This is a genomic window from Croceicoccus estronivorus (assembly GCF_001625325.1).
In the GTDB taxonomy this organism is placed as follows: domain Bacteria; phylum Pseudomonadota; class Alphaproteobacteria; order Sphingomonadales; family Sphingomonadaceae; genus Caenibius; species Caenibius estronivorus.
The window spans coordinates 98,855-116,612 of record NZ_JRQQ01000007.1 but is presented as its reverse complement, the minus strand read 5'-3'; the positions used below and the strand labels follow the sequence as shown (position 1 = coordinate 116,612).

The window sequence follows — 17,758 nt, the reverse complement described above, 5'->3', positions numbered from 1 at the left end:
GTTACATCTTCACCCGGAAATCGACGCCCACACGGCGCGGGATGCCATAAACGCTGCCCGCGTATCCAAGCGATGGAACCAGATCGATGCCCATGACCGTATACTCCTTGTTGAAGATGTTGTCGGCCCACAGGCTGACCTCGCCTGTTGCGCCGCTACCCAGCTCAATGTCGCTGAGCGTGACTCTCGCATCGAACAACGAGTGCGGGCCGTCGGAAAGCGCATCGTTATTGGGCGAAAGGTTGGACAGGCTGGACGCAGCAAACCAGCGCCGCGTAGTGAAGGTATGGTCCAGCCGCATGGTCAGTTCACCCACATCGGCAATGGAGAAGCTGTACGAGATGCCGTTCGCAACCGTCCACTTCGGCGTGTAGGGGAAATGCGTCGAATCCGCGTAGTTTTCCAGGATCCCGCTCGAGGGATTCGGGAAGTATATCTGCTTATAACGCGCGTCGGTGTAGCCCACATTGCTGTATAGGTTCAGCCCCGGGATCGGTACGACGACAAGCTCTGTCTCAAACCCGCGATAGTCAGCCGCAGCGTTGAGCGTGAGGCCTTGCGTGCCGTTTGCTGTCACGCCCGCGAATTGAGACACCTGAAGATCGCGATAGTCCGTGTAGAAAGCGGTCGCATTCAGGCGAACGTGACGATTGAGGAATTCTGACTTGATCCCGATCTCATACACTTTCGCCTTTTCCGGTTTATAAGCCGTAGGCAGGCTTGCACTGGCACGTGGATTGAAACCACCTGCACGATAACCGCTGCCGATACGGGCGAAGGTCATGACATCAGGCGTCCACTTGTAACTCAATGTCGCGTTGTAAGAGAGATTGTCGAACGACGCGTGGCCCGAACGAACAATCGACAGTACCTGATCGAAGTCCTTGACGTCTTTCGAATAACGGAGGCCGCCGGTGAGTTCGAGCCGCCCGTCCGCCCAACCGGGACGCCAGGTGAGCTGTCCGAAAGCAGCCTTGGCCTTGCTCTTCACCGTAAATTCGGTGCGCGAATTGTAAGGGGTGCCGATCAGGTCCGTGGAAATCGCCGTGAAGCGCGTCAGCCCGACCTCGTTCACGTTCTCCTTGAAGTAGTAGAGACCTGCCAGATATGAAAGATCGCCTGCTTCACCGAAGATATGGAATTCGACAGAGTCCTGATCCTGAGTCTGATTCGGCCGCGAGAGATTGAGATTGACCGGCATCGGACCACTCGCTGTCATACCGACGAGCCCTCCCGGACCGTATGGCAGGACGCCCTTCTTCTTGTAGTCGCGGTGAGCCGCGATCACCTTGAACTTCAGCGCATCGGATGCCTCGTATTGCAGGGTCAGCGCATGACCGGACGTACGCACAGTCTGCGGGCCCTCGTCAGCATAGGAGAGGTCGTTGCGGCGGCCGTCCGCCTGCACGATCAACGGCACCCCGCCCAGCGATGGCGACTGCGCGTAATAGTCCGCGAAACGCGGCGCAGTGAAACGGATCTGGAATGCCGGGGGCCGATATTCGCCATCGGTAAGATCGTATGAATAATCGGCTGTCAGCTTGCCCCATTCGCCATGCACACGCGCCCAAAAGCCGTCGACATTAAGCGCACCTGGGTCGGCCGATCCAACCTTGTCCGGGCTGTTGACTTCTCCGTCCCGTTGGCGGTGGAGATAGCTTGCCGAAGCGCGCAATCCGGTATTGCCGATGTCCCCCGTCGTCAAACGGGTGTTCAGCACGATTTCCGACAGTTCCGCGTAAGTGACGCGTTGTTCAAAGCCGAAGTCGGCACTGGGAGTCCGGGTAACGATATTGATCGCACCACCCGTCGTGTTGCGTCCGAAAAGTGTCCCTTGCGGTCCCCGCAGCACCTCAATCCGTTCGACGTCCGCCATCTCCGTGTTGGATGCCGTCATCCGACCGATATAGACGCCGTCTATATATGTCGCGACCGCGGGGTCGAGCGCACCGCTCGGATCGAAAGTGCCGATGCCGCGGATCATGGCCGCGTTGCCTGTCGGCGAGCCGACAAGAGTCACCATTGCCACGTTCGGGACAACGGCGTTCAGATTGTCGGTGGTGCTGATACCAAGCGCCGCCATCGTCGAATTCGACACGGCCGTAACTGCAACCGGAACATTCTGCAGGCGCTCGCCAACCCTGCGGGCTGTCACGACAATGTCCTGCACTTCCACCGATGATGATGCCCCGCTCTGCGCCCCCTGCGCCAGCGCGGGCGAGACCGACCCCGCACAACAGGCGAGAACAGTACCGGACAGCAGCGCCCTTGTGAATTTCGTCATTTTTTTCTCCCAACGGACATTGTTTTAAATTGCATTCGTTGTCCGAACCGATGCGCTGCCCAATCCCGGCGACGCGTTCGGCCTTCCGGCGAGCCGGCATGAACATCGACAGCCGGTCGTTGCCGGCAGCCCTTGCGATCACCCATTGCTCATCTGGCACCCAATCCAGGCCCGGCCCCTTTCAACCTCCTTTTGGGCGGGTTCCAGCGAGTGATCTTGCGCACAATAGGCCTGCATGGATGCAAACCGTCAATAATGATCTCATATTTCGAAAAATATTTTTCTATTTTCGGTGGAATATGCCGGATATGCGGAAAATTGCAGCCGTAGTGCACGCGAGTGCAGTTGGTTAGGTCTGCACATTCACACAAATTGCACGGCTTTGGATTTGCTACAGGTTTCAGCTAAGCGCCAAAGACGCACCGAATCGCAACTCAGCAGACGCCATAAGGCGCCATGCCCGACAACCTTCGGACGAAGTCAGCGAGAGAGGGAAATCTCAGTGGGCTGAGACGGAGCCACGAACGAACCGGGATTTACAATGCTACGCCCGGCGATGAAGGAACCGATGCGGTCGGCGGCAGCTCGCAGGCGCTTCGCCATCAGCAAGACCGCCTTGCCCTCGAGCGGACGCACGAAGCCCAGTAGACTGAGGCCAAATGCGACCGTTTCAGCGCGTCCGAATACCGGCGCGGAAATGTAAGCGAGGTTGTAGCTCGCCTCCGGATCGACGCTTGCGATATAATAGTCAGTCATATCCGACCGGTTTCTCAGTTCCAGAGCACGCTCCAGGCTATCGAGCGGAACAATCCGGACACCAACCGCATAGCGATTGGCCCGCAGAAATTCGAGCGCGCGCATCACGTCCTCGCGATCCTGGGCGCTTAGCGGCGGTTCGCCGCTATCCATCCAGCGCGCCAGGACCTCATCGCCGGCCCACGCCAGGAAAATATTGCCGACCGGCGGCGCAAATCTCTGCGGGGCCATACCAGGTGCGTCCCATGCGATGTGGGACAAGGCAGCCGCCCTTTCATGCACGACGATTTTGTCGCCTTCGAGAAAAGATGCAGAACACACCACGTCGAACTCGTCCGCCAGCAGCCGCATTTCCGGCCGTACAACCTGCATCAGAACATCCAATGGTAGCGTCACCTGCGCCAGTCGGCTCACCGCAGGGCCGATCACATAGGTTTTCGCGGCCGTACGATAGACGTAGCCAGCATCCACCAGCGCCCCGAGCAAGTTGTGGCAAGTCGCGCTGCTGATCCGCAGGGACTTCGATATTTCCGTCAAGGTAAACGCCTGGCCGCTGTGACCGCCCAGAAAATTGAGCACAGCGACGGCGCGCGCGATGGGAGGAGAGGATGACATGGCAATGCAACGCCCTGAACTTTCCCGGCCCTAACATCAAGCCCGCGCCTTCGGCAAAATGTCAAATCCCATCATAGATTCGTTATTTTGAGAGAATTTTTGTAATCTTGACAAACTTTCGGCATTATTCGATTTCACGCCTGAACAAAGCATGAGAACGGCGTTGCAAAGCCGTCTGCCCACCCCAGCCCGAGAGGAAATCATGACCGTATTGCCATTCAGCCCCTTCGACGCCGACGCCCACGTCAATCCGCCGCCAACATTCTGGGACGACTACCTGCCGTCCGCCTTGGCCGGACGGGGCCCGAAAATCGAAGAAGGCACACCGGACGAAACGCACGACTGGGTCGTGTTTGAAGGATCACGCAAACCTTTGAACGTACTTTCGTCCGTTGTTTCGCAAGGGCGGAACTTCCGCCCGGTCGGACGCAGCAGCGAAATCCAGTCCGGTAGCTGGGAACCCCAGGCGCGCCTCTCGGACATGGACAGCGACGGCGTAGGCGCCGCCGCGCTGTTCGGTGGCGGCCCGCTGGGCACCCGCGACAATGACCTCTACATCGCCAGCTTCGAAGCCTACAATCACTGGCTGGCAGATTTTTGCTCCTATGCGCCTGACCGGCTTGTCGGAGTCGCTTATCTCCCCATGCAAGATATCGATCAGTCCGTAAAAATGCTGAAGGATGCAGCAAAGCGCGGCATGCGAGCTGTCAACATCCCGGCATTCCCCCAGTCCGGAAAAGGAACGGACGGAGGCGGTTTCGCAGCGCAGGTACTCGCACTCACTGGTGACCCGGATGGCCCGCTGCAATACGATGACCCCGCTTTCGACGTCTTTTGGAAAGCGTGTGTCGATCACGACATCGCAATCACAATTCATCTCGGTGCCCGCATCGCGCGACCCGGCATGAATCGCTTCCTGCCCCACCTCGTAATGTCGAAAGTCTGCATGGCTGAACCGATTGCGATCATGATCTTCGGCGGCGTCTTCGATCGCTTTCCAGCCTTGCGCTTCGGTGCGATCGAAAGCGGCGTGGGCTGGATGGCCTGGATGGCCGAATACATGGACAGCATCTACGACAACCAGCGGCATTGGCTGCAGCTGGACCTGCAACATCGCCCAAGCCACTACATGGATCAGAACATCTATGCTTCCTTCATCCGCGATCCTGTCGGCATCCGGAACCGCAATCTGCCGGGCGGACGAAACATCATGTGGTCAACCGATTACCCCCATTCCGAGACGACGTGGCCAAAGTCGATGGACGTCATGGACTGGCAGTTCGACGGCGTTAGCGAAGAAGACCGGGCACCTATCATGCGCGAAAACGCCATGCGGTTCTTCGGCCTGTCCTGACCACCTGAGTATAGAGCATACTGGCCAGCACGATATCCATTGTGCTGGCCAGTATCGGCACTGTTGTGGTTGATATGGCTGGCCCTCATGAGGTGCCAACCATCTAGCCGCCATTCACCTCTAGCGAGCGCATCCGACTCCCTGAGAGTACGTTGCTCAGGCACTGCCTCATAGGCCACCGTCAATCGATAATCAGGTCATCATACTTGAACGGCCCGCCAACAACTGGACGAAGTGAAGCCGGGCTGCTTCCATCGAGGTCGAGCAAACCGTATTCCCGAGCCTGCTCCGCACCAATCACAGTGCGACCTGACAGCGCCATCATCCCTGGATCGCTGTGGATGGCCGCAATGAGACGTCCCGTGAAGTCTGGTGTTTCCATATGAGGCAGCAAGAAATCAAACTGCCCAGGCTTCTCCGCCATGGAAGCCGCTGACCGGGCTGTTTTGAGAAGGCCCATCCAGATGCTGACAGACGCCGCACCGAAAGGCTTTAGTTCCACCGCCATATCGGCCGACATCTTATCGGTTCCGGCCTTTTGTGCACCGTACGCGGGCCCATGGGCATAATTGACGGCACCGGGCGCTGAGGTGAAGATTATGAGACCTCCAGGTTTGGCGACGAGCAAAGGGGCAGCCGCATGAGCCGCGATATAGCTCGACCTGAGGCCGACGGTAATGATGTCCGCCATTCCGACAGGCCTCGTCCAGAACGGTCCACGCTGGATCAGATCGCTACTGATTGCCGCGGCGTTATTGACAAGAATGTCCAGGCGTCCCTCATCACGTTCGACGGTGGCAAACAGATCTCGCACAGCTTCGTCGTCGGCATGGTCGCAAGCGAAGGCAACACCGCGCCCGCCGGCAGCGGTTACCTGGGCTGCAGTTTCATGGATGGTTCCGCCGAGCGGTGATGCATCCTGCGTCTGGCTACGCCCGGTGACATAGACGGTATAGCCTGCTGCTCCCAATGCCCGCGCGATGCCCTGGCCCGCACCGCGACTTGCCCCTGTAACGACGGCAACACCTTTGCTCATACTCATATCCTTTTGCGGCCTGACCCACCGCTATTCTCACATGATCCGGAAACCCACGCATCTGAGATAGCGGTGGGTGGGGCGTATCTTACCAGTTGATCGTAAATGTGGCGTCAACCGTGCGCGGCGTAACGGGTCGTCCGCTAATCGCCGCAGTGTAGCTGGCGGTGGACACAACGTAGTTCTTGTCGAGCAGATTACGCCCGACCAGAGCGATGCCATACCGTCCGTCATCACTGGTCCAGCCAACGCGCGCGTTGAACAGGCCATAGGCCTTCTGCTGTTCGAGATACCCGCTGACACCGTCTGCCCCGTCATTGGCAGGGCTGAAGTAGAGGTCATCCTGCCATTTGTAGTCGGCACCGATGTAACTGTTCCCGCCTGCGAGAGGGAATTCATACTGCGCTCCGACGGTGAATGCCCATTCGGGGGCATTGTTCAGCCGTTTGCCGGTTGCGTCAAAGGCGCCGAAGGCAGCCGTATAGGCGCCTGTGTAATGCCGGTACTTGGCATCGAGATAGGCCAGCGTACCCGAAAGAGTAAATCCGCGAGTGGGACGGGCCTGCATTTCCAGTTCGACACCATAAGTCCGTGCAGAAGCCGCGTTTTGCGTCACGGCATAGGAAGGTGGAACGAAAAGGGTTACCTGCAGATCGTCATAATCATACCGGAATCCGGTAAGCGCGATATCGAGCTTACGATCGATCAGCGACGTCTTTGCGCCCACCTCGTATGACCATAGCAATTCCGGGGCGAAGCCGCGTTCGGCAATTACTTTGTCGGTTGCGCCCATGTCATATCCGCCACTCTTGAAGCCACGGGTGACGGAGGCATAGATCAGGCTGTTGGCATCCGGACGGAAATTGATCCCGAACTTGGGTGTCCATGCATCGTATGTTTCCGAGGCGCTGGCGACGAAAGGATCATAGAAATATGGTGCACCAATCACCGGGGCGGACAGTGCCGTATCAAAGTCTGGCGATGCGGATGCAGTCCAGAGGAAACGACCGGCCAGCTTCTTCCGTTCGCGAGTGTACCTTAGCCCTGCAACGATCGATACTTGCGAGCTGACCGCGTATTCAGCCTGTCCATAGAACGCAATGGAGCTGGTACGGATTTCGGGGAGACGGAAATTACTTGCGTCAGCAGGATAGAGTGTGAAGCGAAGCGGCTCTTTCACCTTCTCATGAAAATAAAACAAGCCTGCAAACAGAGTAAGGTTATCGAACTTTCCAGTAAGTGAAAGATCTTCGCTATACTGTTCTTGTCGGAGATTAACTGTTGAGCGCCCGATATCGCTTGCACTGGCATCGGAATCATAGTCCAGATTGCCATGCAACTGCCGCCATGAAGAGAGTGATTTCAACGTCACCGTATCAGTCAACGGGAAGCTCAACTCCAGCGACACCCCACCGCCCGACTGCTCCTGCCGGTTTCTGCGGTTCAGCGACACCTTGTCATAGTCCCCCAGGACCGCATCGTCTGTGGCAAGGCCAGTTGGGGCAAGCAGTTTGGAATAGCCTACAAGCCGCCCTTTCTGGCGCGTATAGTCACCGCGCAGGATTGCCTCGCCATCACCGAGCGGAGCAACGATCTGCCCGCGGATTCCGAAGTTGCTGTCCCGCCCGATATCGCCACCGGTAGAGACATTATCGAAATAGTCTCCATTGCGGCGATACTGAACAGCGAGACCTGCAGCCACTCCTCCGCCAAGCCCACCGCTGACGTACGCGGCACCCGATGCCGTCCCATACGTTCCCGCGCCAGCCTGGAGCCGGGCTTTGAACTCTTCGGTTGGCTTGCGGGTGATGACGTTGATGGTGCCACCGACCGAGTTGCGTCCGTAAAGTGTGCCCTGTGGCCCTCGCAAGACCTCGATCCGTTCGACATCGAGGAAGCTGGAAAAATATCCCAAGGTGCGACCAAGGTAGACACCATCGAGATGCACCGTGGAACTGGGATCGGTGCCCGCGAAGGGATCGTTGGACCCCACCCCGCGGATAAATATCTGCGCATACCCGGTGAAATCGGCGATTTGCAGGTTGGGTGTGTAATCGGTCAAGCCGCGAATGTCGTTTACACCTCGCTGGTCGAGTTGATCCGCGGAGAGTGCGGTGATGGCTATAGGCGTGTCTCTGAGCCGTGATTCCCCTGTACGTGAGGCCGTAACGACAATTTCCGAAGACGGTGCCTGGTCGTCCTGCGCCATCGCTTGAGTACCACCAAGACCGATTGCGAGAACGCTGGCTGCAAGCCCGTACCGTCCGAAATTGGATGACATCATCTTCCTCCCTATCAGGTACGTATCAGTACCCTGAAATAAATGGTGATTCTTATGCAGTTGATTCGAATTTATTGTGCGCCACCTAAATAGGTACGCATCAGTACACAACAGAATTTTTCCCTTTAGGGTGGCGATGTGACTTGTTGACCCCCGATTGCCAGACCATTATCTGTGCGGAAGTAGTATTTGGGGATCAGGTGGTTTGAGCACGAATGTGACTGAGGAAAGTCCGCGTCGGCGGGGGCGTCGCCGCAGTCAGGAGGCAGAACGTGCGATACTCGACCAGGCGATGCTGATCCTGCTCCAGTACGGCTTGCAAGGATTTACCCTGGATCGCGTTGCGGCAGCTGCTTCAGTAAGCAAAGCGACAATTTATCGCCGCTGGCGCTCAAGGGAGGAAGTGGTCCTGGCCGCATTGGGAGCGATCCCTTCGATCAAGGCGGAAATAAAGGGCAACGTGATCGAAAGTCTCACAGGCGTGATTCAACAGTTTGTGGAGCTCGTGAAAAACACCCCGGGACAACTCGAAGCCCAAACCAGAATGGTGACGATGATGCCATCTCTGGTCGCGCAGTGCGCTGACAATCCCGCGCTGATGGAAGCCCTCCATACCTACATTGAGCAGCGCAAGGCCCCAGTGCGGGAGATTCTCGATCATGCCATCTCAAGTGGGGAGCTTCTCGCACCTCAGAATGTCGATCTGCTGATCGATGCGATAATGGGGCCCATAGTCTTACGGCTGTTTCTTGGAGGCGGCGATGTCAGCGAAGATGCAACACGCGAACTAATCCGCTTGGTGGTATGCGGCGCAAATACGCTCAAATAACGCGTCGAGATACGACACGGGAGCATTCGGGATGCCCAACGAGAGCCGGGTTGGAGAGGTTCTTCGGCGGCGGCCACTGCCGACATCCAGCAGCATGGCCCCGCCAGCGAACCGGCAGTCACAAAGTGTCAGCTGACCTGATCAAGGCAAGCGCACAACCAAGACCGTCATCTGCGGTTCGTCAGTAGCTGCAATTTGCAGCGTATAGCGACCCGGCGTCAGGGGAAAGTCGACGATTTTGCGAATGCCGGTGCAATCCGGACCATGGCCGTGCACAATGGAGGTCACAGCCTGACGGCCGCGAACGAGGTCGATCCAAGCTGCCGAGCCGAGCGCGACTCGGTAAGTGCCGGCTTTACGCACATCGAGCCGGACCAGGCCGCCGAAGCTGCCCGATTCACCGGGCTTCTCAGGGCGGAGAGGATACCGGACCTCAGGTGTTTTCAGCAACGTCAGGTGTGCAGCCTGCCCAATGGCCAGGCGCGCACGGCCAGTGCGGCCTTCGCTATTTTCCGCCGCAAGTGGGACCGGATCAGCCCAGGATGCCAGTTCATCTGTCGGTGCAACTGGCATCACGCAAGCTGCCGGAGCCATCTCCTGCGCTGCGACTGGTGGGGGCACGAGAGCGATGAAAGCCAGTGTTCCCAAAACCACAACCCTTGAAATTTTCACGGCCATGCTTGCCTCTGTCACCCATATCTATATTTCTCTAAATATAGATAGTCGCCCTTTGCGACAACCACTATCGGGGTATCCCATGCGTCTGTTCACTTTATTCGCTGCTGCGAGCAGCCTTGCTCTGTCGACGGGGGCATGGGCAGATGAAGCGCCATCAACGAACGATGACGGCACGTTCACCCTTGGCCAGATCGTCGTTACCGCGCTGCGGCCGAAGGGAATCGAAATCAGTGGCGAGACGCTGACCGCCGAGGCGATCTATGCGTTCAACCGCCCGACCCTTGACGATGCGGTAAATGTAATGCCCGGTGTCATCGCATCGAACAGCGGCGGGTCGCGCAATGAACGCCTCGTCTTCGTCCGTGGGTTCGACCGGTTCCAGGTCCCAGTCTCGATCGACGGCATTCGGGTCTATCTGCCCGCCGACAATCGGCTCGACTACGGCCGTTTCCTCACCCCCGACATTGCCGAAGTGCAGGTCGCCAAGGGATATGCCTCGGTGCTTGACGGGCCTGGCGCGATGGGCGGTGCCATCAATCTGGTAACCAGCAAGCCCACGCGGGCGTTGGAAGGAGAAGTGCGCGGCACGCTCAATCTCGGCCGTGAAGGCGAATATGCGGGCTACACCACTTACGGTCGGCTCGGGACCGCGCGTGATAAATGGTATGCTCAGGCGTCATTCGCCCGCAACTTCCAGGATCACTGGGACCTTGCCGGGGGCTACACTCCGACGGTCGGTTCGGCCGAAGATGGCGGGCATCGTGACTTTTCCCGCACGGTCGACTGGAGGCTCAATCTGAAAGCAGGCCTCACGCCGAATGCCACTGATGAATACTCGATCAACTACACCCGGCAGGAAGGTGAGAAGAACGCACCACTGCACGTAACCGATCCGCTCTCAACGCAGCGGTTCTGGACTTGGCCATACTGGAACATCGACAGCATCTATTTCCTGTCGAACACAGCCCTGGGTGACCGGGCTACGCTGAAGACGCGAATTTACTACAATACCTTCGACAATCTCCTGCGCTCGTTCAACGATCGCACTCAAACCACGCAGACCCTGGGCCGCGCATTTAACTCCTATTACGCCGACAAGGCGTGGGGCGGTTCAGTGGAACTCGGGGTCGACATCAGCAGCGCAGACCGGCTCACGATCGCTGCTCATTACCGCCGCGACAAGCATGTTGAATGGCAGCAAGGCTTCCCTTCGGGGGCGACTGAACCGCCGCAGACCAACATCGAGGACACGTATAGCATCGCTGTCGAAAACCGGGTCGCATTCACATCGGCCCTGAGCCTGACATTGGGAGCGAGCTTTGATTGGCGCGACCTCAAGAAGGCGGAAGAGTACGGCACACCACCAGCTGGCGGGGCGGCAGCGATTTTCAGCTATCCGCTCCGGAACTCCGATGCCTTCAACGCGCAAGGCCAACTCGTCTGGACTCCTGACGCTGATACACGCGTCAATGTCAGCATTTCGTCGCGCGCCCGCTTTCCAACTATCTTTGAGCGTTTCAGCACGCAGTTCGGCACTGCAGCGTCGAATCCGGGCTTGAAGGCCGAGCGTGCAACGAATTATGAGCTAGGCATCAGCCATCAGATCGGGGCGTTTCATATAGAAGGCGCGCTGTTCTACAGCGACATCGATAATGCCATCGTCTCGGTGCGGCCAGCCGGGTTCCCAGCCAACGCCACTCAACGTCAGAACCTTGGCAATGCCCAATACTATGGCGGGGAGATTTCGATCAACGCCAAGCTTGGTCCAACGTTCGATCTGGGAGCCAACTACACATACATCCACCGCAGCTTCGACATCGCTAATCCCGCGCCGGGAACCATGGTGCCAGTTTTTGCGCTGACAGGCGTCCCAACCCACAAGGCCTTCATCTACGCCGACTGGCATCCTCTGAGGAGACTTCGCATCCTGCCAAGCCTCGATATTGCCTCGGATCGCATGACTTCGACGACAGCGCCCCCGCCTATTTATTACGAGACGGGAAACTACGTCGTTGCCAACCTGCGAGTGGATTACCTGGTCACCGAGCAGATCGAACTCGGATTCGGCGCGCGAAACCTGTTTGACAACAATTATATGCTGGCAGACGGCTTTCCAGAATCAGGCCGCATTTTCTTCTTGAGTGCCCGGGCAAAATTCTGACCAATGGCCTCAGCGAGGCGCCCTTTAACGACTGGCAGCCGACAAGCGGAAACAGTCCAGACTGGTGCAAAGCCCTAGTATTGGGACCTGTTCTGGCAAGGAATGACAGAGGTTTGTGGCGGAGCTTTCAGTCTAGCTGCAGCTGGTTTCCGACCAGCACTTCCTCTCTCATTATGTATTCAAGCTTTACCTCTTAGCCAGCGCAACCAAACGACGGCCCCTGCAAGTATCCCGGTCGCTTCTGGATCACGCATATAGGGATGCGTAATTTGATATGACTGACCTTCGGCGGCACGACCGCCACTTATGCGAACATATCCCGCAAATGGATCAAAGGAGGATTCTGCGCGATCTGCGATTGTGGCATTTTGCCTTCCCTCGCCAGCCTCTGGTAAACTCTTGTGTTTGCGAGCGCCATATAAGTCACGGCCATGCGGCAGAAATACAGCCTGTGGTCCACACGCCTTCCGGTCAATTTCTCGTAATGATCGAATGTTTGTTCTTCGTCCCAGAAGCCAGCCAGACGATCGGTCTGCGCGTAGGCCTCCGCCATTACCCGATCCATCATGACGTAAAAGGCAACATCGAACCCAGCCACGCCCAGGTGCGAAAATTCAAGATCCAGAACCGCCACGGGATCGAGACCGCGAAACAACATGTTTCGCAAACTCGCATCCCCCCAAACCATTACCGGATCATCATTCATTTCAGGCTGCGCGGTTTCAAGCCACGACACCGCTTGTTCAAGGACAGGATACACTCCTTCCTGCTGAACCACATCAAGATACAGGCGCCAGTATGCAACAAGCCTGTCCAGCGCCGTAAGGCCTCCGGTGCGTAAGGCCAGACTGGCCGGATCGCAGTGGACAATATCCGCACTATGTATCTGCGCGATGGCGTTCAGACCATTTTCCCACAATCGCGACCGTTGCTCTGCATCGAGATCGTGGATCCACCCTTGCTTTACGTATGATGGCCAGTCAGGTGCGCCTTTCCCCTCCACATAGTCCATCAAAATGAAGGGTGCGCCAAGAATGCGCTCGTCCGGCTCAAACGCGATAGGTTCAGGCACCGGTGCGGCTGAACCTTGCGCCAATATCTTCTGAGAAAGGTACTGTTGCCCCGCATCGACATAGGGATAAGCGACCCGTGCAGAGATCAAACGTAACACGCATCTCTTGCATATGGGGCCACGCGCCAGCTCGACCACATATATCTCGCTCGATGCGCCGCTGGTTCCCGGAGTCCGCACAGCTGCTATTTCCCCAAGGTCCCGTTGGTTCAGCCATGGCTGCAACCGGTTGGCGATCGAGTTTGCGTTCTGCAAAGTCGATTTTTCCAGCGACGAGCGGATCGCGGCATCCTGAAGGCTATCAGAGGTCGACATATTGCGCCTCAGACCAGCCCAGTGGGCGATAAGGGCCCATGAGAAGCTGTTCGGTGTGGCCGAAACCGATGACCCGCCCGTTTTCACGCAAGGTCATGACGCTAAGAAGCATTTGCCGGTCTAGGCGGCTCATATCCACGCCAGAAAGATCCCAGTCTTCCCGTTCCAATGCCAGAACGGGTCCATGCGACAGACCATGGTTCCAGGTCGCGTGATTGTATCCAATCCCGGCATAGTAGAACGATGGGCCAGCCACCATCTCCCAGTCACGGCAGCTGCCATCCTCCAGCTCAACACGGTAGCGCCCTCCTCCGATGCGCCGCGTACCGTCGCGAAAATCAAGATCGAAAGTCCAGTCGGCCACGTGTATCAGGCATGGCTCCCCCACCGGCACATCAACCGGGGTATCGTAGACCGGAGCGAAGTAACCTGTCCGCTCTTTCGAAACCCCCTCACCATCGTCGAGCACACGGATGACGCAAAACTCGCCATCGAGCCGGGCGACGAGATTCATCCAGAAAATCTGGCCTCCCTTTTCAGCAGTCGTGTGATTTTCGGCGAACAAGCGCACCCCCCAGGACTTGTCGCGCAAACCATGGCACCTGCTCTGATCGACGGGATAACGAACACCATCAATCGCAATCCAGCCATGCCATCGGCCATATTGCATGAAACGCGTCTGATCGATGAAAGTCATCCCATCGCGCTCCAGCTTTAGCCGGCCTTCGTCGATCGCTCCGGTTTCGGCACGAAATTCCAGATCGTAACCAACACCTTCAGCGTCACCGTAGCAGCGCAGCAGGCGCATCGGCTCCACAATCTCCAGTTTCAGAGGCCCACATTCCATGATCGACGGATCGGGCGAAAGAAGAAGCGAGGCATGCAAGCTCACCTGTCGGCCGCCCACAGCCACGGAAAAATGCGCATCCTGAACGTGACGGTTAGGATATCTGCCAAAAGCCGCGCCAAACACGATCGCACCAGACCTTTCATAACCCGAAAAGAAATACCGGTCGTAGAAATTGCGGTCGGTAGTCGCAGGCACCCGCAGATAGTCGGGCGTCTGATGAAGACAGTAGTCGTCGAAGCGCGAGATCATCGAATTATTCGACCACTGCGGCAATTATCGAGGCACAGTTGTCGATCCGTATCTCCCCGCCGCTCATGAATGAAGATTCGTCAGAAATCAGATAAACCACCGCATTTGCGATATCTTCCGGCACAGCAGAGCGCATTTGTGGAGCATCCGGCTGCACAGGCGCGGATGGCGGAATCCGCATGCCAGGCATCTGCGCCGCCATTTCCGCTTCCAATCCCGAAACCAGTGGCGTGTCGACCCCCCCGGGAAGAACCGTATTGCAACGAATGCCAAGCTTGTTGACTGCGCAGTATGCGGCCACCGACCGTGTGTAAGATGCGACCGCCCCCTTCGACGCGCAGTATCCACCATAGAAGTAGAGGCCGGAAACGGCGCCGATCGACGCAATGTTGACGATGGACCCGCCACCGCTGTCTATCATTGCAGGGATCGCATGTTTGCACCCGAGGACAGTGCCCTCCAGATTGACGGTCATCATCGCGCGCAAGGCATCGAGCGTGATCGTGCAGGGATCGCCAACCCGGATAATGCCAGCGTTGTTCACCAAACCGTCCAGCCTGCCGTACCGCGCAACCACTCTCGCGATCAAATCCTCCCAATCGGCTTCTGAACTGACGTCGTGACGCACGAACTCCGCATTGCCGGTGCGTTGCGCAACCGCTCGCCCCTTCTCCTCTTCGACGTCGGCAAGTATGACGCGTGCACCCTGTTCAGCCAGCAACCTGACGTCCGCTTCGCCAATCCCGCTCGCGCCTCCTGTAACGATGACGACTTTGCCGTTCACACGCTGCATCGCGTCTTCTCCCCGATCACGGTCACCGCGCAAACTCGTGCACGTACCTGTTGTAATGGATGTCTTGGCAATCGCCCCAGGCGATCAGCCCGCCAATGTCCCAGCGGGTCAGCGCGTAATGAACGACAACATTCTGCCAGGTGTTCCACGGCACACGCGCCATCACTTCGCCATGCATCTTCAGCACCCGCCCGGCATCGTCTTCGATTTCCATGTCGAAGCCGCGTGGAGAATGGCCATCGGCCTCTCTCCGGGTAAGCTTGGAGGCACGCGTAACCGCCGCAGTGTGCCCATCCATCGCGAGATAACCCCAAAGAAGGTTTTCGCCTTCCGAAGGCTGATTGAATGCCCCTGTCCAGTCAGGCTGCAAAGCCGGATCGTCGAACGCGACGAGATGAAAGGATAATCCGTCGGCCATACCTGTCATCCAGGTGATCGGCGGCAGGTCGAGCGGACTTTCGAAGCGTTCCGCCCCCCAAGAACGATCGCGCATAAAATAACCATCGATGGCGATCTGTTCCCCGTAAAGGTCAAGTGCGCCCGTGACTTTCATGGGCTGCACCAGATGGTGACCATTTGGACGGGAAACCGGCACATGCGCGGCTTGTGCAACCACATCGAACGAAACGCCTCGCGCAGGATCGTGCATTTTCAGCCGCGCCTTCTCCAGCGGCTCAACAATTTCGATCTCCAGACCAATCGCCTCGATCCGATAGTGTCCGATCTGATCCGGCATAGGTAGAAAATGGTGGTGATTTACATAGTCTGCGGCGAGCGATGAACCTCGCAGGCCCCGCCAAAGCAGAACCCCGGCACTCATGACCTTCATTGCCGGGTGAAACCAGATATAGATTTCACACATCAGATTATGCTCGGGAGCGGTAAATCCCCAGTATGACGTTTCCGTCCACGCATACCCTGCACCTTCGGGAACCGCGTGCAAAAATTCGTCCTCAGCTTTTAACAGGGGACGGTTCCCAGTCGCTGTGGCTGTAGTCCAGCCGGGGTTCAGCACCGTCTCGGTCATAGAACATCCTTAAGTTTGGAAGCGATGTCTCGAAGGAAAAAACGATACAGGGCCAATCCCTGATACGCGGCCTTGCTCGCCGGATAGAGCCCGTTCACCAACCCGTACCAGGCAGTCGCGGTGGTCGTGGCATTGCGTGTCGATCGCCATATTTCGTAGAACTTCGCCCGTCCGACATCAGGGACTTCGCCGCCCGCATCACGGTAAGCCTGCAACACATTCATCCAGTCGACATGGGGTTCAGCAACGAGTTGAAAGTAACTCAGATCTTCCACCGGATCCCCTGCATGGGCGAATTCCCAGTCCAGCAATCCCGTCAATCGCCCATTGTCAATCAATGTGTTGCGGAAGCTGACATCCCCATGGACAAGCCGTGCCGGCTCGTCACTGTCCGGCACATTCGCGGCCAGCCATGCATACGCCGCTTCAAGAATTGCCGAGGGATAAAGCCGCCGCCGCTCCCATTTGCCACGCCATTGCGCGACCATACCCGCAACTGCGCTTGCGCGGGAAACCTCGGCCAAGCCCACCGACGACGGCTTTAGCGTGTGGAATTGCGCCATACAGATCGCAACGTCGCGCGCCACCACTGCCTTCTCTTCGCCATCCGCCTGCCAGTCGCCAAACACGGCCTTTCCCGGAAGGCGCGGAAAAATGAGAAAGGGCGCATCGACAGCGTCTGTCGACACATCTCCGGCCAAAGGACGAGGAACCGGTACCCCTGCATCACTCAACCGCAGCAGAAGGGCGTGCTCCTCGCTTACGGAGTTTTCACCCGGGCCGAAGGGCAAATCGCGCCGCAGCACCAGATTCGAGTAACCCGCAAGCTCACCTGAGATTTCGATCATCCAGGTGTCTTTGGAATAGCCGCCGACGACTTGCGAAATACTTGTAACATGTCCCACATTCGGATACTGCATCTCGGATGCGAACCAGGCCTGAAGTCTCTCGGCTTCCACGGGTGGCTGCAATTCGGGGACGCCATCCGAAAAATCTTTCGCCCGGCGATCTTCGTCAGCAAGCCGCGCTTCCTCGATAAGGACCGCCTCACGCGCGCAATCCCCTCCTGTCCGTGCGGATACCGCAAGAGCGGCATGGGCATGCGCCAAATCGGGATCGGAATATAGCTCTCCACCAGAGAGATAATCCCTCATCCATTCATCCGGATTATCTTTTTTCTCATTTATTTCAGATTGATAATTTTTACCTTCGCCAGAACCCAGACCCACTGCCACCCACCCCAGCATCTCGTCCATTAGTGCGGATGTGGTTTTCGCGCCCTCCGAACCCAATTCCGGAACGAGCACATCTCGCAGGTCCGCGCGTAACGATTGCAGAACTTGCGCGAGAGCATGATGCACGGCCGGCACGCTGGTCGGAAAGGCCGTCATACGCCTTCCTCTCTCTTGTCTTGACTAGTGCCAAGCCAATGCCCAGAGCTGGCACATGTAAGCATTT

The 17,758-nt window shown here is 57.5% G+C and carries 13 protein-coding genes; 3 read left to right on the top strand and 10 right to left on the bottom strand.

Translation table 11 applies throughout. The annotated features are described in order from the left end of the window. Window position 1: 1 nt before the first annotated feature. Together MB02_RS11905 and MB02_RS11900 are read right to left on the bottom strand one after the other, a co-directional pair. Entirely contained in the window at window positions 2-2,284 is a 2,283-nt protein-coding gene (locus MB02_RS11905; protein ID WP_067537611.1) for a TonB-dependent receptor, read from the bottom strand. A gap of 480 nt (window positions 2,285-2,764) precedes the next feature. Beyond that, window positions 2,765-3,655, bottom strand: a complete 891-nt coding sequence (locus tag MB02_RS11900; protein WP_067537608.1) for an IclR family transcriptional regulator — start codon at window positions 3,653-3,655, stop codon at window positions 2,765-2,767. Between the two features lie 202 nt (window positions 3,656-3,857). On the opposite strand from MB02_RS11900, the gene MB02_RS11895 reads away from it, so the two are divergent. Continuing rightward, window positions 3,858-5,009 carry an amidohydrolase family protein gene (locus tag MB02_RS11895; protein WP_067538016.1) on the top strand — a complete coding sequence of 384 codons (1,152 nt, stop codon included), beginning with the start codon at window positions 3,858-3,860 and terminating at the stop codon, window positions 5,007-5,009. Between the two features lie 181 nt (window positions 5,010-5,190). On the opposite strand, the gene MB02_RS11890 is transcribed toward MB02_RS11895, so the two are convergent. Together MB02_RS11890 and MB02_RS11885 are read right to left on the bottom strand one after the other, a co-directional pair. Continuing rightward, on the bottom strand, window positions 5,191-6,045 hold the full coding sequence (locus MB02_RS11890) for an SDR family NAD(P)-dependent oxidoreductase (protein WP_206598596.1): 855 nt from the start codon (window positions 6,043-6,045) through the stop codon (window positions 5,191-5,193). A gap of 88 nt (window positions 6,046-6,133) precedes the next feature. Beyond that, the gene (locus MB02_RS11885) at window positions 6,134-8,329 is read right to left on the bottom strand and encodes a TonB-dependent receptor (RefSeq protein ID WP_235829497.1); all 2,196 of its coding nucleotides are present in this window, start codon (window positions 8,327-8,329) and stop codon (window positions 6,134-6,136) included. A 214-nt stretch (window positions 8,330-8,543) separates the two neighbouring features. On the opposite strand from MB02_RS11885, the gene MB02_RS11880 reads away from it, so the two are divergent. Beyond that, entirely contained in the window at window positions 8,544-9,155 is a 612-nt protein-coding gene (locus tag MB02_RS11880; RefSeq protein WP_067537595.1) for a TetR/AcrR family transcriptional regulator, read from the top strand. Window positions 9,156-9,296: 141 nt separating this feature from the next. Here MB02_RS11880 and MB02_RS11875 read toward each other — a convergent pair whose 3' ends face one another. Further along, on the bottom strand, window positions 9,297-9,827 hold the full coding sequence (locus tag MB02_RS11875) for a hypothetical protein (RefSeq protein ID WP_235829496.1): 531 nt from the start codon (window positions 9,825-9,827) through the stop codon (window positions 9,297-9,299). 85 nt (window positions 9,828-9,912) lie between these two features. Between MB02_RS11875 and MB02_RS11870 the strand changes: the two genes are divergently transcribed. Next, complete coding sequence (locus tag MB02_RS11870; protein ID WP_067537590.1) at window positions 9,913-11,994, top strand: TonB-dependent receptor plug domain-containing protein; 2,082 nt, start codon at window positions 9,913-9,915, stop codon at window positions 11,992-11,994. A gap of 304 nt (window positions 11,995-12,298) precedes the next feature. Here MB02_RS11870 and MB02_RS11865 read toward each other — a convergent pair whose 3' ends face one another. The 5 genes from MB02_RS11865 to MB02_RS11845 are packed head-to-tail and all read right to left on the bottom strand — an operon-like array spanning window position 12,299 to window position 17,691. Continuing rightward, window positions 12,299-13,381 (bottom strand): phosphotransferase family protein, encoded by a 1,083-nt coding sequence (locus tag MB02_RS11865; RefSeq protein ID WP_067537588.1) that lies wholly within the window; start codon window positions 13,379-13,381, stop codon window positions 12,299-12,301. Next, a complete protein-coding gene (locus tag MB02_RS11860; protein WP_067537585.1) occupies window positions 13,368-14,480 on the bottom strand; it encodes a hypothetical protein in 1,113 nt (370 codons plus the stop codon). The genes MB02_RS11865 and MB02_RS11860 overlap by 14 nt, the downstream gene beginning before the upstream one ends. A gap of 4 nt (window positions 14,481-14,484) precedes the next feature. Next, entirely contained in the window at window positions 14,485-15,273 is a 789-nt protein-coding gene (locus MB02_RS11855; protein WP_067538010.1) for an SDR family oxidoreductase, read from the bottom strand. 22 nt (window positions 15,274-15,295) lie between these two features. Then, window positions 15,296-16,300, bottom strand: coding sequence for a DUF7064 domain-containing protein (locus tag MB02_RS11850; protein WP_067537582.1), 1,005 nt, complete (start codon window positions 16,298-16,300; stop codon window positions 15,296-15,298). After that, complete coding sequence (locus MB02_RS11845; RefSeq protein ID WP_067537579.1) at window positions 16,297-17,691, bottom strand: phosphotransferase family protein; 1,395 nt, start codon at window positions 17,689-17,691, stop codon at window positions 16,297-16,299. The genes MB02_RS11850 and MB02_RS11845 overlap by 4 nt, the downstream gene beginning before the upstream one ends. Window positions 17,692-17,758: the final 67 nt, after the last annotated feature.

Bases quoted from the DNA above. Each gene is read 5' to 3' on its own strand.
- MB02_RS11870 (WP_067537590.1), top strand. From the start codon at position 9,913: ATGCGTCTGTTCACTTTATTCGCTGCTGCGAGCAGCCTTGCTCTGTCG.
- MB02_RS11890 (WP_206598596.1), bottom strand. From the start codon at position 6,045: ATGAGCAAAGGTGTTGCCGTCGTTACAGGGGCAAGTCGCGGTGCGGGC.
- MB02_RS11885 (WP_235829497.1), bottom strand. From the start codon at position 8,329: ATGATGTCATCCAATTTCGGACGGTACGGGCTTGCAGCCAGCGTTCTC.
- MB02_RS11900 (WP_067537608.1), bottom strand. From the start codon at position 3,655: ATGTCATCCTCTCCTCCCATCGCGCGCGCCGTCGCTGTGCTCAATTTT.
- MB02_RS11865 (WP_067537588.1), bottom strand. From the start codon at position 13,381: ATGTCGACCTCTGATAGCCTTCAGGATGCCGCGATCCGCTCGTCGCTG.
- MB02_RS11850 (WP_067537582.1), bottom strand. From the start codon at position 16,300: ATGACCGAGACGGTGCTGAACCCCGGCTGGACTACAGCCACAGCGACT.
- MB02_RS11905 (WP_067537611.1), bottom strand. From the start codon at position 2,284: ATGACGAAATTCACAAGGGCGCTGCTGTCCGGTACTGTTCTCGCCTGT.
- MB02_RS11845 (WP_067537579.1), bottom strand. From the start codon at position 17,691: ATGACGGCCTTTCCGACCAGCGTGCCGGCCGTGCATCATGCTCTCGCG.
- MB02_RS11855 (WP_067538010.1), bottom strand. From the start codon at position 15,273: ATGCAGCGTGTGAACGGCAAAGTCGTCATCGTTACAGGAGGCGCGAGC.
- MB02_RS11860 (WP_067537585.1), bottom strand. From the start codon at position 14,480: ATGATCTCGCGCTTCGACGACTACTGTCTTCATCAGACGCCCGACTAT.
- MB02_RS11895 (WP_067538016.1), top strand. From the start codon at position 3,858: ATGACCGTATTGCCATTCAGCCCCTTCGACGCCGACGCCCACGTCAAT.